Annotated in this window: 10 protein-coding genes, 3 tRNA genes and 2 rRNA genes; 14 read left to right on the forward strand and 1 reads right to left on the reverse strand. The window is 53.1% G+C overall.

Features of this window, described 5'->3' with window-relative positions; translation table 11 throughout:
• The first annotated feature begins 17 nt into the window (after positions 1 to 17).
• The 8 genes from C8R31_RS09015 to C8R31_RS09050 all read left to right on the forward strand — a co-directional run bounded on the left by C8R31_RS09015 (position 18) and on the right by C8R31_RS09050 (position 5,258).
• Positions 18 to 323, forward strand: a complete 306-nt coding sequence (locus C8R31_RS09015; protein ID WP_107693740.1) for an integration host factor subunit alpha — start codon at positions 18 to 20, stop codon at positions 321 to 323.
• Positions 304 to 678, forward strand: a complete 375-nt coding sequence (locus C8R31_RS09020; RefSeq protein ID WP_107693741.1) for a MerR family transcriptional regulator — start codon at positions 304 to 306, stop codon at positions 676 to 678. Before C8R31_RS09015 ends, C8R31_RS09020 begins: the two co-directional genes overlap by 20 nt.
• A gap of 163 nt (positions 679 to 841) precedes the next feature.
• Positions 842 to 918: transfer RNA gene (locus tag C8R31_RS09025), tRNA-Pro, on the forward strand.
• Between the two features lie 107 nt (positions 919 to 1,025).
• Positions 1,026 to 1,766, forward strand: a complete 741-nt coding sequence (gene surE, locus C8R31_RS09030; RefSeq protein WP_107693742.1) for a 5'/3'-nucleotidase SurE — start codon at positions 1,026 to 1,028, stop codon at positions 1,764 to 1,766.
• 58 nt (positions 1,767 to 1,824) lie between these two features.
• Entirely contained in the window at positions 1,825 to 2,487 is a 663-nt protein-coding gene (locus C8R31_RS09035; RefSeq protein ID WP_107693743.1) for a protein-L-isoaspartate(D-aspartate) O-methyltransferase, read from the forward strand.
• A gap of 199 nt (positions 2,488 to 2,686) precedes the next feature.
• On the forward strand, positions 2,687 to 3,562 hold the full coding sequence (locus C8R31_RS09040; RefSeq protein WP_107693744.1) for a peptidoglycan DD-metalloendopeptidase family protein: 876 nt from the start codon (positions 2,687 to 2,689) through the stop codon (positions 3,560 to 3,562).
• A 13-nt stretch (positions 3,563 to 3,575) separates the two neighbouring features.
• Entirely contained in the window at positions 3,576 to 4,529 is a 954-nt protein-coding gene (gene rpoS, locus C8R31_RS09045; RefSeq protein WP_107693887.1) for an RNA polymerase sigma factor RpoS, read from the forward strand.
• A 303-nt stretch (positions 4,530 to 4,832) separates the two neighbouring features.
• On the forward strand, positions 4,833 to 5,258 hold the full coding sequence (locus C8R31_RS09050) for a group III truncated hemoglobin (RefSeq protein ID WP_107693745.1): 426 nt from the start codon (positions 4,833 to 4,835) through the stop codon (positions 5,256 to 5,258).
• On the opposite strand, the gene C8R31_RS09055 is transcribed toward C8R31_RS09050, so the two are convergent.
• Positions 5,255 to 6,595 (reverse strand): DUF2130 domain-containing protein, encoded by a 1,341-nt coding sequence (locus C8R31_RS09055; RefSeq protein WP_107693746.1) that lies wholly within the window; start codon positions 6,593 to 6,595, stop codon positions 5,255 to 5,257. The genes C8R31_RS09050 and C8R31_RS09055 overlap by 4 nt on opposite strands.
• A 363-nt stretch (positions 6,596 to 6,958) precedes the next feature.
• Here C8R31_RS09055 and C8R31_RS09060 point away from each other — a divergent pair, with 363 nt between their 5' ends.
• The 6 genes from C8R31_RS09060 to C8R31_RS09085 all read left to right on the forward strand — a co-directional run bounded on the left by C8R31_RS09060 (position 6,959) and on the right by C8R31_RS09085 (position 14,480).
• Positions 6,959 to 7,570, forward strand: a complete 612-nt coding sequence (locus tag C8R31_RS09060; RefSeq protein ID WP_107693747.1) for a superoxide dismutase — start codon at positions 6,959 to 6,961, stop codon at positions 7,568 to 7,570.
• Positions 7,571 to 7,588: 18 nt separating this feature from the next.
• On the forward strand, positions 7,589 to 8,809 hold the full coding sequence (gene tyrS, locus C8R31_RS09065; RefSeq protein ID WP_107693748.1) for a tyrosine--tRNA ligase: 1,221 nt from the start codon (positions 7,589 to 7,591) through the stop codon (positions 8,807 to 8,809).
• Between the two features lie 591 nt (positions 8,810 to 9,400).
• Positions 9,401 to 10,936, forward strand: a 16S ribosomal RNA gene (locus C8R31_RS09070).
• A gap of 120 nt (positions 10,937 to 11,056) precedes the next feature.
• A tRNA-Ile gene (locus tag C8R31_RS09075) sits at positions 11,057 to 11,133 on the forward strand.
• A 6-nt stretch (positions 11,134 to 11,139) separates the two neighbouring features.
• A tRNA-Ala gene (locus tag C8R31_RS09080) sits at positions 11,140 to 11,215 on the forward strand.
• A 375-nt stretch (positions 11,216 to 11,590) separates the two neighbouring features.
• Positions 11,591 to 14,480: ribosomal RNA gene (locus tag C8R31_RS09085) — 23S ribosomal RNA — on the forward strand.
• The 16S and 23S rRNA genes sit together here with 2 tRNA genes alongside, the layout of an rRNA operon.
• Positions 14,481 to 14,576 lie beyond the last annotated feature (96 nt).

The raw sequence follows: 14,576 nt of genomic DNA on the forward strand, positions 1-14,576 counted from the left end.
AACAGGGTGGAGAGACAATGACCTTAACAAAGGCCGAATTGGCGGATTTGCTGTTTGAAAAAGTAGGATTCAACAAGCGTGAAGCCAAGGACATGGTGGAGTCCTTCTACGAGGAGGTTCGCATCGCGCTTCAGAATGGTGATGGCGTTAAGCTTTCAGGTTTCGGCAATTTTCACCTGCGCGACAAACCCCAGCGTCCTGGACGCAATCCCAAAACTGGCGAGGAAATTCCCATTACCGCACGACGGGTCGTGACATTTCATGCGAGCCAAAAACTGAAGGCAATGGTTGAGAAAAGCCAGCATGGAAAACACAAGGCCTAGCAACACGCCAATTCCCGCGAAACGCTATTTCACCATTGGCGAAGTGAGCGAATTATGCGGGGTTAAACCGCACGTGTTACGTTATTGGGAGCAGGAATTCACGCAATTGAGGCCTATCAAGCGCCGAGGCAACCGGCGCTATTATCAGCACCACGAAGTGCTGCTGATTCGCCGTATCCGCGAGTTGCTCCACGAACAAGGTTTCACCATCCAAGGCGCTCGCGGCCGGTTGGGCCAGGGGAAGACAGACATCGTTACCTCGGCTTCGGCCTCGGCTGTGCCATTCTCCTCGAGCGTCGATCTGGCTTTATTGCGGAGCGAAATTAAAAGCATAGTCTCGTTGCTTCGCTCCTGAAGATCACGTGAAGTTAATTCAGATTCACGGCGGTGCAAGACCTCCTGCCCGTTCGGCCATAAGGTAGCGGGGAGATTCCACTTGGTGGCGTCATGGACGGTCGCGCTTAAGAAGCATTAATAGCATTCCTATGCTTCTGGCTTGTTTGCTATAATTCGAACCTCGGGGCGTAGCGCAGCCTGGTAGCGTACTTGCATGGGGTGCAAGTGGTCGGAGGTTCAAATCCTCTCGCCCCGACCAATAAGGCCGCACGGATGCGTTCTTTTCCGCCTCGCGGCCCTATAATGTCTATGTCTCATTATCATATTCCCCCAATAAGCTAAAAAATCACCTGGGGCACTATCCGGATGCGCATACTGCTCAGCAATGATGACGGGTATTTTGCGCCAGGCCTGGCCTGTCTCGCGGGAGCGCTTTCCGTTATCGCCGATATCGTCGTGGTGGCGCCGGAACGTGACAGGAGTGGGGCAAGCAACTCGCTTACGCTCGATCGGCCGCTCAGTCTGCGCAAATCCCACAACGGGTTCTTCTACGTCAACGGCACCCCCACCGATTGCGTGCACCTGGCCGTTACCGGTATGCTCGACACGCTGCCGGATATGGTCGTGTCCGGCATCAATGATGGTGCGAATATGGGCGACGACACCATTTATTCCGGCACGGTGGCAGCTGCCACGGAAGGTTTTCTCCTGGGAATTCCAGCGCTTGCGGTGTCGCTTGCCGGTTTTTCCGCCGGAAATTATCCCGCGGCCGCGCGCATCGCCACCGAAATAGTACAACGCTTTCAATACAACGCATTACATGGCCCGGTACTGCTAAATATAAACGTGCCTGATGTTCCTTATGAGGAGTTGCAGGGTATCGAGGTGACCCGGCTTGGCCGTCGGCACAAGGCGGAGCCGGTAATTAAGTCGCAGACGCCGCGGGGTGACACGGTCTACTGGGTGGGCGCAGCAGGGCCCGCGCAAGATGCAGGTGAAGGCACAGACTTCCTGGCTATTAAGCGCAACCGCGTCTCAGTGACGCCGCTGCAAATCGACTTGACCCGCTACGGGCAATTGGATGCGGTAAAAGAGTGGTTGAAATAGCACCACAGCGTTTTTTGGTTTCGTGCGTAGGTGCACGGCTATTCAAGGTGCTGCGCGGTTGAACACCTTCCATTCCGGAATCGGCATGACGTCTCAGCGCACCCGCGCCCGTATGATCGAGCGTCTGCGCAACCAGGGTATCGTCGACGAAGTAGTTCTTGCCGCAATGAGTGCGATTCCTCGTCACATCTTTGTCGAGGAAGTGCTTGCGACACGCGCCTACGATGATGTCGCTCTGCCGATTAATTTCGGCCAGACTATATCAAGCCCCTTCACCGTGGCGCGCATGAGCGAATTGCTGCGCGCAGGGTCCAATCCGGGGAAGGTGCTTGAGCTCGGCTCCGGTTGTGGTTACCAGACAGCCATACTGGCGCAATTTGCCGCCGAGGTCTATTCCATCGAGCGAATCGGACCATTACTCACACGCGCACGTGCCCGGTTACGCGAGCTTAGACTTGGCAATGTACGCCTCAAGCATGCCGACGGGTTGCTCGGATTACCCGAATCGGCCCCGTTTGATGCAATCATCCTCACCGCCGCAACGCCGCATATCCCCGCGTTATTGCTGGACCAATTGTCGATTGGTGGAAGGATGATTTTACCGAAAGGAAGCCAGGAACAATATCTGTGCGTTATCGAACGCAACTCGAATGGGTACACTGAGATAATACTGGACGAAGTCAGATTCGTCCCGATGCTGCCAGGCATTTTGAAGCGCTAGCAGTGCGGGATAAAGGCGAGAGATGACGAATAACAGAATTAGTGTGGCACATCTAAACGCTGGAACGGCGCCTTTGAGCACCGATCCCGCCCGGGATGTTGTGCCGCGTGCCGGATATAGTTTTAGCGGATGTTGTTCACTCCTTGTGTTATGCCTGCTGGGAGCTGGCTGCGAATCCACTCCGCATCCGGCGCCTGTCATGGATGCGACCGTGGGCGCACAACCGGCGGGGGACCAGTCTGGGCCGAGCGTCGAAGCGGGCGCTCAGCGACCAACTGCGTACATTGTGCAGAAAGGCGATACGCTCTACAGCATCGCCCTCAACCATGGCATCAACCGCAAGGAATTGGCAGAGTGGAACAACATTCCAGAATCCGGTGCGATCCATATTGGCCAGCAACTTTCCATGTCTGCGCCCCACGCGCAAGCCGGGCCATCGCTGTTCTCGCTGTCTGATTCTCCTCCGCCCTCTGCTCCCACGGCAACCCGGGACTCCGGCCTCCCATCCGAAGCAAAGCCGCTGGCCAATACCAATAAACTGAAAACCGAACCCAGGGCATTCAAACTACCGTACTCAGAGCAGGCCATAGCGCAGTTGAAAGGCTTGACCGACATGCCGCGTACTGTGCTGGCAAAAGTCGATCCAATGATTGAGAAACAAACGGGCACCGTAATACCCCCGACTGAGGTTATTGCCGATCCAGACCGAATTGAATGGATCTGGCCGACGAAGGGCAAGTTGCTGGAAGGATTTTCAGAAGCGACCAAGGGCATCGATATCGCCGGTAAAGCGGGCGAACCGGTGACTGCCTCCGCTGGCGGGAAGGTGGTGTATAGCGGGGCAGGATTACGTGGCTACGGAAAGCTGATCATCATTAAGCATAACAATACGTATCTCAGCGCCTATGCCCACAACAACAAGTTATTGGTGAAGGAGGGTCAAACTGTGGTGAAAGGACAGAAAATTGGTGAGATGGGAAGCACCGATACCGATCTGGTCAAGCTTCATTTCGAAATCCGGAAGAATGGAAAACCGGTGGACCCGCTGAAGCATCTGCCTGGCATATCCGGATGAGCCAAGGATGATGATGAATTCCCTCTCTACCGACGAAGAAGAGTCTTTCGACAAGACGGAACCATTGGATGCTGATGAAGCGCTCGACGTTTCAGAAGCTCCTTCCAGCGCTGCAACCGAGCACGCTGGCGATTTCCTACTAACCGACGTGACTCAACTCTATTTCAACGAGATTGGCAATAATGCCCTTTTGACACCGAAGGAAGAGGCAGAGTTAACCCGGCGGGTAAAGCAGGATGATTTTAATGCCCGGCAGAAGATGATTGAATGCAATCTGCGGCTGGTGGTAAATATCGCCAAGCACTATACCAATCACGGCGTCGCCCTGTTGGACCTGATCGAGGAAGGGAATATGGGGATGATGCACGCATTGGAAAAGTTCGACCCCGAGCGCGGCTTCCGATTTTCGACCTACGCGACATGGTGGATACGCCAGAATATTGAACGCTGCATCATGAACCAGTCGCGAACCATCCGCCTGCCGGTGCATGTCATCAAGGACCTGAATATTGTTCTACAGGCGGCACGCCACCTCGAAGCCCATACCGGAAAGGACCCCAAGCCGGAGGATGTTGCTCATCTGCTGGGGCGGCCGGTTAAGGACGTGCGGAGGATGTTCTCTTTAAACATGAGTATGATGTCCCTCGACGCGCCGCTTGATGTTGATCCGTTACTTTCCATTGGCGATGCCATTGCCGATGACCGCAGTCCCGGCCCGGACCTCATGATGGAACAGTCCGAGATTAAAGATCGCGTGCACGAGTGGTTGAACCGGTTGAATGAGAAACAACGCTATATCATCGAAAAGCGCTACGGCCTCAATGGATACGAAATTCAAACGTTGGAACAGTTGGCCACAAGCCTTGATCTAACTCGTGAGCGCGTGCGCCAGATTCAGCTGGAAGCTTTGCAGACGCTGCGGGCGATATTAAGATGTGAAGGAGTGTCCAGGGACGGGGTGTTTTAAGCAATAGTTGCGACAGCCACTTTCCACGCGGTATTTCAACGTCCAGCTCGTGCTATCCGATCAAATCGCCGCACACCCGGGCTCATCAGCTGGGCTAATTCAGCGGTATTGACGATGCGCGATTCGCCGTTGCCTTGATATCCCGCTTGCCGCGCTACCTCTTTACATAACCAATCTTATCACATAAAATACTGTGCAAAGTTCGGATGATGTGCAGTATGAATATCCGAATCTTCCCAGTTCATCAACCTTAAGTCCAAGCCGCAATGTTGCGGTCAAACATATTATTTGACTTCCATCGCTATGTCACAACTCGAGTTTACCGCCCCCGACCCCGATTTATGCACGGAAGAGGAGATTTCCCGTCTTGTTCACGCTTTTTATGGCAGGGCCAGGCGCGATCCGTCACTAGGCCCGATCTTTGAGGCGCACGTCACCGATTGGGACGCGCATTTCGTGCAGATGATCAATTTTTGGTCAATGAAACTGCGTGGAACGAACCGCTTCCGCGGTATGCCCATGCCAAAGCACGTTGCCCTGCCGGCGCTCACGGCTGAATTGTTTGAAACATGGCTGCGCCTTTTTAGGCAGACTACCAGCGAGATGGGTAACCCAGTGTTGCAATTTAACGCGGATATGCTCGCATTTCATATCGGAACACGGTTGTGGCAAAGATATCAGTTGGAGCGCTATCCTGATAGGCAAATGGTCGAACTCTGCGAAACCTAGTTTTTTTCGTTTGTGTGTGAGAAGGGAAGCGTTCCCAAGACAGGGTCCCCACCATTTTCTTCGTCTTCGGTCAGGTCCAGGCTTTTTAGTTCGAGCCCTTCTATCTCCTGCAAGGATCTACCCGCGATTCCTTGCAGGTCGCCGTACATCCCGACTGTCGCGCTCATGACGCGCATGATCTGTTCTTCCCGTTTGGCCCATTGTTTCATTATCACCTTGCGTTCTTTATCAAGATCGTCCTGCATGGTGGTAAACGCTTCGACGATTGCCTCTACCCGCTGACGAAAACGCGGACCTGTAAGGTACTGGTAGATCATCTCTGTTTTCGTTTGCAGGCCTTCGGACGATTGCCGGGCGAGCGCGAGCTCCAGCAATGAATGGCGGAGTATGAGTGCGACCGGCAGGGCAGCGCTGGGATGAGTTACCCACACCCCGTCAAGCATTTCGAAGGTCGCCACCCCCTTTGGTAAAGTCTGAGACACGATGACGGCGATTTCCGCTTTCGCGGCACGTTGATCCTCCCGCAACTTGACTAGCCACATATCGCTCCAGTTTCTGGTGCGCTTTGTCTCCCATAAAATCGTGCCGCCCGTTTTTCCTCCACCGCCGACAACCCGGTGCAGCACATCTCCACCGAATTCGCCTTTAGGCACTGGCTGAATCTCATCAAGCGGGAACCTGGAGCGGAGTAAATGCTCAAGCGCCAGTTCCTGAACCTCCCCCTGCAACTGTTGCGAACCCTGCTCGGCCCTGCGCATCAGTTCTTCGATTTTTTGCTGCATGGATGCGATGGTTTGGTCCTTTTCCATCACCTTGAGCTTGAGCCCATCTTCTGCCTCCTGTTTAGCCCGGGCACGTACCTCAGTTAGCGCATTATGGACGCGCCGCTCAACCGTGAGTTCCAATTCACGCCTGGCATCATCGAGTTCTCGCTGTTTTCTGGTGAGATCTGCTTGAATTTTTTGAGCTACGGCAAGTTTTTCGTCGCGGCTTTTAAGAACCTCGTGAAGGTCCGAAATTTCGCGTATTTTATTGTCCAGTTCGCTTGCATTGAGAAGCTTAGCTTTTCGGGATTCCTCGGCAATAATGCGGCTCCGTTCAGTTGTCAGTTGTGCCGCGACCTGGTTGGTTATCCGATCTTCCAATGTGCGCCTGGTCTCCGCAATTTCTCTTTCCTTTTCCCGGATTCCCTGTTCCCGTCGGCCGACCTCCTCGTCTTTCTGCAAAAGCTGCTGTTCGAACTGTTTGCGGGTAGCGGCGATCAACGGCGCCGCCAAGGATTCGGTAAGCCGGATCGTGGCTTTACAGTGGGGACACGTAATGATGGGTTCCGTCATGGTCTGATCCTGCGATGAGTATTCCAGATTATGGATGGAGTTGGATCATGGAGCACAGTTCAAACCAGACCGACTGTTGGTAACGCAAGCGTGCTTGGAATGCCGCTGTCGGTGCCATATATCGAAGCCGGTGTTTTCGGATATACTTGTTCCATGATCTCTGATTGGGTTTTAAATCAAATCAGCATTTATTGTATTAGCAGTCACTAGCTCATGTCGTTTCCGATTCCGGGAGCTGAAACAGGGCGAGTGCCAGCAAAGCATGGTTATACCCTCATCCCTATCCGATCGTTCTATTTCTTCCTGCACATGAATGAATAATTGAACGGGTCAGATTTATTGTCACCACAAAGGAGCGAAACGATGAGCAATCAAAAGCCTGGAAGTCATATTCTGCCACCTCTGCCTTATGGAGATGACGCGCTGGATCCTGTTATTTCGGCAAATACGTTGGGATTTCATTATGGCAAGCATCACAAAACATATGTCGACAACCTCAACAAGCTAGTAGCCGGTACCGATCTCGCGGATTTGTCTCTCGAGGAGGTGATCGCCGCGACGGCCGGTAAGGCGGACAAGGTTGGGGTTTTCAACAATGCGGCGCAGGTCTGGAATCACACATTCTATTGGAGCAGTCTCTCCCCCAGTGGCGGCGGCGAGCCCCCCGCGGCGCTGAAGCAAAAGATCGAGGCGTCCTTTGACAGCGTTGACGCGTGCAAAAAAGAGCTGGCCACCGCCGCGACAACTCAGTTCGGTAGCGGCTGGGCATGGCTGGTGAAAGATGGGGACAAGCTCCAGGTAATTAAGACCAGCAACGCGGATCTCCCGTTAACGAAAGGGCTGAAGCCGCTGTTGACCATTGACGTCTGGGAACACGCCTACTACCTCGATTATCAGAACCGCCGCCCGGATTATGTGAATGCCGTGCTGGACAAACTGATTAACTGGGGTTTTGCGGCAGACAATGACCGGTAGCATGCGCGACTCGCCTCAGTGAAGCCCATTACAGAACAGCTGGAGATCATAAGGCGCGGTTGCAGTGAGCTTTTGCTGGAAGACGAGCTGGAGCGACAGCTGGCTTTAAGCCGCCCCCTCAGAATCAAGGCAGGATTTGATCCTACCGCGCCCGACCTGCACCTCGGTCACACGGTTCTGCTAAATAAGATGCGCCACTTTCAGGATTTGGGGCACCATGCCCTGTTCCTGATTGGCGATTTTACCGGCATGATCGGTGATCCGAGCGGTAAAAATGCGACTCGCCCAGCCCTTTCACGCGAGCAGGTGATCGAGAATGCGAAATCGTACCAGAACCAGGTCTTTCGCATCCTCAAGCCTGAGCAGACCGAGGTGGTATTCAATTCCACCTGGATGGACAAACTCGGGGCTGCCGACCTGATCAAGCTGGCGGCCACGCATACGGTTGCACGCATGCTGGAGCGGGACGATTTTGGCAAGCGTTATCGAGGCAACAAGCCCATCGCTATTCACGAATTCCTGTACCCGTTGATTCAGGGCTACGACTCCGTGGCCCTGAAAGCCGATATCGAGCTTGGGGGTACCGACCAGAAATTCAATTTGCTCATGGGAAGGGAGTTGCAGAAGCATTTCAACCAACCGCCGCAATGTGTGATCACCATGCCTTTGCTTGAGGGGCTCGACGGCATCAATAAAATGTCGAAGTCAGCCGGTAACTATATCGGAATTACCGAAAGTCCCGTTGAGATGTTCGGCAAGCTAATGTCGACATCGGACGATCTGATGTGGCGTTATATCGAGTTGCTTTCATTTGAGCCCATCAGGGTTGTCCAACAATGGCAAGGGGAGGTGAAGCAGGGCCGAAACCCTCGTGATATCAAGGTGATATTTGCGCAAGAGATTGTGGCGCGGTTTCACAGCGAACGCGATGCTGAAGCCGCGCTGGCGGATTTCGAGGCGCGGTTCAAGCGTGGGGCATTACCCGATCACATGCTCGAAAAACTGTTATACGCCGAAAAGGGCGGATTACCGATTGCCCAGTTGCTCAAGCAGGCCGGGCTTACAGCCAGCACGACAGAAGCGCTACGCTTGATCGAACAAGGCGGCGTAAAATTGAATGGGGAAAAGGTCTGCGATAAAACTATCAAATTAAGTAGTGGTCAAACCGTCATCGTACAGGTGGGCAAGCGAAAATTCGCGAAGGTGACCGTCTCCGAACGTCTCCTAAGCGAGATATGAACACGTTGAAGCTAATTTTTCCGGAACGTGTACGATAAGTGGCGCGAAAGAACTGCGCGTTACCCAAAGGTACTGTAGAATGCAACTTATGGAAGGACGTTGGCTGGCGATTAAAGTATTAAGTTAAATCACAGTCAAGAGAGCAATCGAAGTTGGCGGTCGCGGCGAAACTTTTAAGTCGTGTTACGGTCAAAATAGAAACATAGAATAGAAGTTGGCGATCGCCGACGAAGTCGAGTAAGTTTCGTTGGGGTCGAAGCAGTAGGTAGAGTGAAGTTCCCGAAGGCGACGGTCACCTGACAGGAAGAAAGAATTACAAAAACTCTTGACCGCCCTTCTAGTATCTGTATAATTCCGCCTTTCCCGTTGTTGGCTTAAGTTGTTTGCCAGCACTGCTCTTTAAAAATTTACAGCCGATAGGTGTGGGCACTTGACCGGGACAGCCGGGTAAATTCAACTCTTCGGAGTCGAAAATATCCGGTAATCAAAAGTCGATGTGCTCGCACAATGTAACAAGGTTCTGGTTTTTTTCTCGATCACTCGAGATAAGCGCCAGAACTGAATACGTCATGCGAGAGTTTTACCAGTATTAAACTGAAGAGTTTGATCCTGGCTCAGATTGAACGCTGGCGGCATGCTTTACACATGCAAGTCGAACGGCAGCACGGGGGCAACCCTGGTGGCGAGTGGCGAACGGGTGAGTAATGCATCGGAACGTGTCCTTAAGTGGGGGATAACGCACCGAAAGGTGTGCTAATACCGCATAATCTCTCTGGAGAAAAGCAGGGGATCGCAAGACCTTGCGCTTTTGGAGCGGCCGATGTCTGATTAGCTAGTTGGTGAGGTAAAGGCTTACCAAGGCGTCGATCAGTAGCTGGTCTGAGAGGACGACCAGCCACACTGGGACTGAGACACGGCCCAGACTCCTACGGGAGGCAGCAGTGGGGAATTTTGGACAATGGGGGAAACCCTGATCCAGCCATGCCGCGTGAGTGAAGAAGGCCTTCGGGTTGTAAAGCTCTTTCAGCCGGAACGAAACGGTCACGGCTAATATCCGTGACAACTGACGGTACCGGAAGAAGAAGCACCGGCTAACTACGTGCCAGCAGCCGCGGTAATACGTAGGGTGCGAGCGTTAATCGGAATTACTGGGCGTAAAGCGTGCGCAGGCGGTTTTGTAAGTCAGATGTGAAATCCCCGGGCTTAACCTGGGAACTGCGTTTGAAACTACAAGGCTAGAGTGTGGCAGAGGGGGGTGGAATTCCACGTGTAGCAGTGAAATGCGTAGAGATGTGGAGGAACACCGATGGCGAAGGCAGCCCCCTGGGTTAACACTGACGCTCAGGCACGAAAGCGTGGGGAGCAAACAGGATTAGATACCCTGGTAGTCCACGCCCTAAACGATGTCAACTAGTTGTCGGGTCTTAACGGACTTGGTAACGCAGCTAACGCGTGAAGTTGACCGCCTGGGGAGTACGGTCGCAAGATTAAAACTCAAAGGAATTGACGGGGACCCGCACAAGCGGTGGATTATGTGGATTAATTCGATGCAACGCGAAAAACCTTACCTACCCTTGACATGTACCGAAGCCCGCTGAGAGGTGGGCGTGCCCGAAAGGGAGCGGTAACACAGGTGCTGCATGGCTGTCGTCAGCTCGTGTCGTGAGATGTTGGGTTAAGTCCCGCAACGAGCGCAACCCTTGTCATTAATTGCCATCATTCAGTTGGGCACTTTAATGAAACTGCCGGTGACAAACCGGAGGAAGGTGGGGATGACGTCAAGTCCTCATGGCCCTTATGGGTAGGGCTTCACACGTAATACAATGGCGCGTACAGAGGGTTGCCAACCCGCGAGGGGGAGCTAATCTCAGAAAGCGCGTCGTAGTCCGGATCGGAGTCTGCAACTCGACTCCGTGAAGTCGGAATCGCTAGTAATCGCGGATCAGCATGTCGCGGTGAATACGTTCCCGGGTCTTGTACACACCGCCCGTCACACCATGGGAGTGGGTTTCACCAGAAGCAGGTAGTCTAACCGCAAGGAGGGCGCCTGCCACGGTGAGATTCATGACTGGGGTGAAGTCGTAACAAGGTAGCCGTAGGGGAACCTGCGGCTGGATCACCTCCTTTCTAGAGATATTCCCGTCAAGCGCCCACAACCTATCGGTTGTTTATAAAGCAAGGCTAGGGGCTGGGGAATAGAGGCTGGCGAAGCAAAGAAGCCCATTCATCGCGTCTAGGCTCTGTTCCGGGTCTGTAGCTCAGTTGGTTAGAGCACACGCTTGATAAGCGTGGGGTCGGTGGTTCAAGTCCACCCAGACCCACCAGCTAACGGGGGTGTAGCTCAGATGGGAGAGCACCTGCTTTGCAAGCAGGGGGTCATCGGTTCGATCCCGTTCACCTCCACCAATTTGGAACGCAGTGATGTAAGAATTTAGAAAATAGAAGTAAACGGAAAGCGTTTACTTCTGGTTTTTAGCCAGCGGCTGTATTTCGGAAATAAGCGGAAAATATTGGGGGCGTCAAACTCTCAGCATATTCCGTCTGTCACCGACGATCTTTAAAAATTTGGAAGAAGTAAAGTATTCCGTTCTCGACGGGATGTAACGATCTTTTGATCAGCTTGCGTCTTCAGAAAATGGAATACCGGGTTAGATTGTATCGATGCATCGCATTTTTAGTCGGATGCGATGCAAGCAAACACCTGTAACATTAACGGTGTTTGGATGAGGAAACGGCAGTGTTGATAGTTCCGTTTCTGACTCCGAGCCCTTAAGGTTATAGGATCAAGCGAATAAGTGCATGTGGTGGATGCCTTGGCGATTACAGGCGATGAAGGGCGTGGTAGCCTGCGAAAAGCTCCGGGGAGCTGGCAAACAAGCTTTGATCCGGAGATGTCCGAATGGGGAAACCCGGCCCGCAAGGGTCAACCTTGGCTGAATACATAGGCCAAGCGTGGCGAACCTGGTGAACTGAAACATCTAAGTAGCCAGAGGAAAAGAAATCAACCGAGATTCCCAGAGTAGTGGCGAGCGAAATGGGAGCAGCCTCCAATTTTTAGCACTCGAACCAGCCGAGCCGTCTGGAAAGTCGGGCCATAGTGGGTGATAGCCCCGTAGGCGAAAGTTTGAGTGTGGAACTAGGATTGGAACAAGTAGGGCGGGACACGTGAAATCCTGTCTGAACATGGGGGGACCATCCTCCAAGGCTAAATACTCGTAATCGACCGATAGTGAACCAGTACCGTGAGGGAAAGGCGAAAAGAACCCCGGGAGGGGAGTGAAATAGACCCTGAAACCGCATGCATACAAACAGTGGGAGCGGACTTGTTCCGTGACTGCGTACCTTTTGTATAATGGGTCAGCGACTTACATTCAGTAGCAAGCTTAACCGAATAGGGGAAGCGCAGCGAAAGCGAGTCTTAATAGGGCGTTTAGTTGCTGGGTGTAGACCCGAAACCAGATGATCTACTCATGGCCAGGATGAAGCGGGGGTAACACCTCGTGGAGGTCCGAACCCACTAATGTTGAAAAATTAGGGGATGAGCTGTGGGTAGGGGTGAAAGGCTAAACAAATCTGGAAATAGCTGGTTCTCTCCGAAAACTATTTAGGTAGTGCCTCACGTATCACCTTCGGGGGTAGAGCACTGTTATGGCTAGGGGGCCATTTAGGCCTACCAAACCATGGCAAACTCCGAATACCGAAGAGTGCGAGCGTGGGAGACAGACATCGGGTGCTAACGTCCGGTGTCGAAAGGGAAACAACCCAGACCCTCAGCTAAGGTCCCAAAGACACAGTTAAGTGGTAAACGAAGTGGGAAGGCTAAAACAGTCAGGAGGTTGGCTTAGAAGCAGCCATCCTTTAAAGAAAGCGTAATAGCTCACTGATCGAGTCGTCCTGCGCGGAAGATGTAACGGGGCTCAAACTGTGCACCGAAGCTAGGGATTTACACGCAAGTGTAGATGGTAGGAGAGCGTTCCGTAGGCCTGCGAAGGTAGCTTGAGAAGGCTGCTGGAGGTATCGGAAGTGCGAATGCTGACATGAGTAGCGATAAAGGGAGTGAAAGGCTCCCTCGCCGTAAGCCCAAGGTTTCCTGCGCAACGTTCATCGGCGCAGGGTGAGTCGGCCCCTAAGGTGAGGCAGAAATGCGTAGCTGATGGGAAACTGGTTAATATTCCAGTACCTTTGTTCAATGCGATGTGGGGACGGAGAAGGTTAGCTCGGCCGGGTGTTGGATGTCCCGGTTGAAGCGTGTAGACGTGCCGCCTAGGCAAATCCGGGCGGCTTAGTTGAGGCGTGATAACGAAACGCCCTTCGGGGCGCCAAGTGAGTGATACCCTGCTTCCAGGAAAAGCCACTAAGCTTCAGTTGAATGAAGACCGTACCGCAAACCGACACAGGTGGGCGGGATGAAAATTCCAAGGCGCTTGAGAGAACTCAGGAGAAGGAACTCGGCAAATTGACACCGTAACTTCGGGATAAGGTGTGCCCCCGGTACGTGTAGCACCTCGCGTGCGAAGCGGATGGGGGTTGCAAAGAAATGGTGGCTGCGACTGTTTAATAAAAACACAGCACTCTGCAAACACGAAAGTGGACGTATAGAGTGTGACGCCTGCCCGGTGCCGGAAGGTTAAGTGATGGGGTGCAAGCTCTTGATCGAAGCCCCGGTAAACGGCGGCCGTAACTATAACGGTCCTAAGGTAGCGAAATTCCTTGTCGGGTAAGTTCCGACCTGCACGAATGGCGTAACGATGGCCACACTGTCTCCTCCTGGGACTCAGCGAAGTTGAAATGTTTGTGAAGATGCAATCTCCCCGCGGCTAGACGGAAAGACCCCGTGCACCTTTACTGTAGCTTTACATTGGACTTTGACAATGTCTGTGTAGGATAGGTGGGAGGCGTTGAAGTGGGCTCGCTAGAGCTCATGGAGCCGACGTTGAAATACCACCCTGATGTTGTTGAGGTTCTAACCTAGGTCCATTATCTGGATCGGGGACCGTGTATGGTAGGCAGTTTGACTGGGGCGGTCTCCTCCCAAAGTGTAACGGAGGAGTACGAAGGTACGCTAGGTACGGTCGGAAATCGTGCTGATAGTGCAATGGCAAAAGCGTGCTTGACTGCGAGACTGACAAGTCGAGCAGATGCGAAAGCAGGTCATAGTGATCCGGTGGTTCTGTATGGAAGGGCCATCGCTCAACGGATAAAAGGTACGCCGGGGATAACAGGCTGATTCCTCCCAAGAGTTCATATCGACGGGGGAGTTTGGCACCTCGATGTCGGCTCATCACATCCTGGGGCTGTAGCCGGTCCCAAGGGTATGGCTGTTCGCCATTTAAAGTGGTACGTGAGCTGGGTTTAAAACGTCGTGAGACAGTTTGGTCCCTATCTGCCGTGGGCGTTGGAAGTTTGAGGGGACCTGCTCCTAGTACGAGAGGACCGGAGTGGACGCACCTCTGGTGTACCGGTTATGACGCCAGTCGTATCGCCGGGTAGCTAAGTGCGGAAGAGATAACCGCTGAAAGCATCTAAGCGGGAAACTCGCCTCAAGATGAGACTTCCCGGGGGTTTAACCCCCCTAAAGGTTCGTCGAAGACCACGACGTTGATAGGTCGGGTGTGGAAGCGCAGTAATGCGTTAAGCTAACCGATACTAATTGACCGTGCGGCTTGATCCTATAACCTTAAGAAAGTGGTGTTTGCCAGATACAATCAACCCAATTTACTTCTTCCAGATCGTTGCTTATAACCGAGCGTCGGGCTAATGGTCCGTT

Origin of the sequence: Nitrosospira sp. Nsp2, assembly GCF_003050965.1 — a bacterium.
Taxonomy (GTDB): Bacteria; Pseudomonadota; Gammaproteobacteria; order Burkholderiales; family Nitrosomonadaceae; genus Nitrosospira.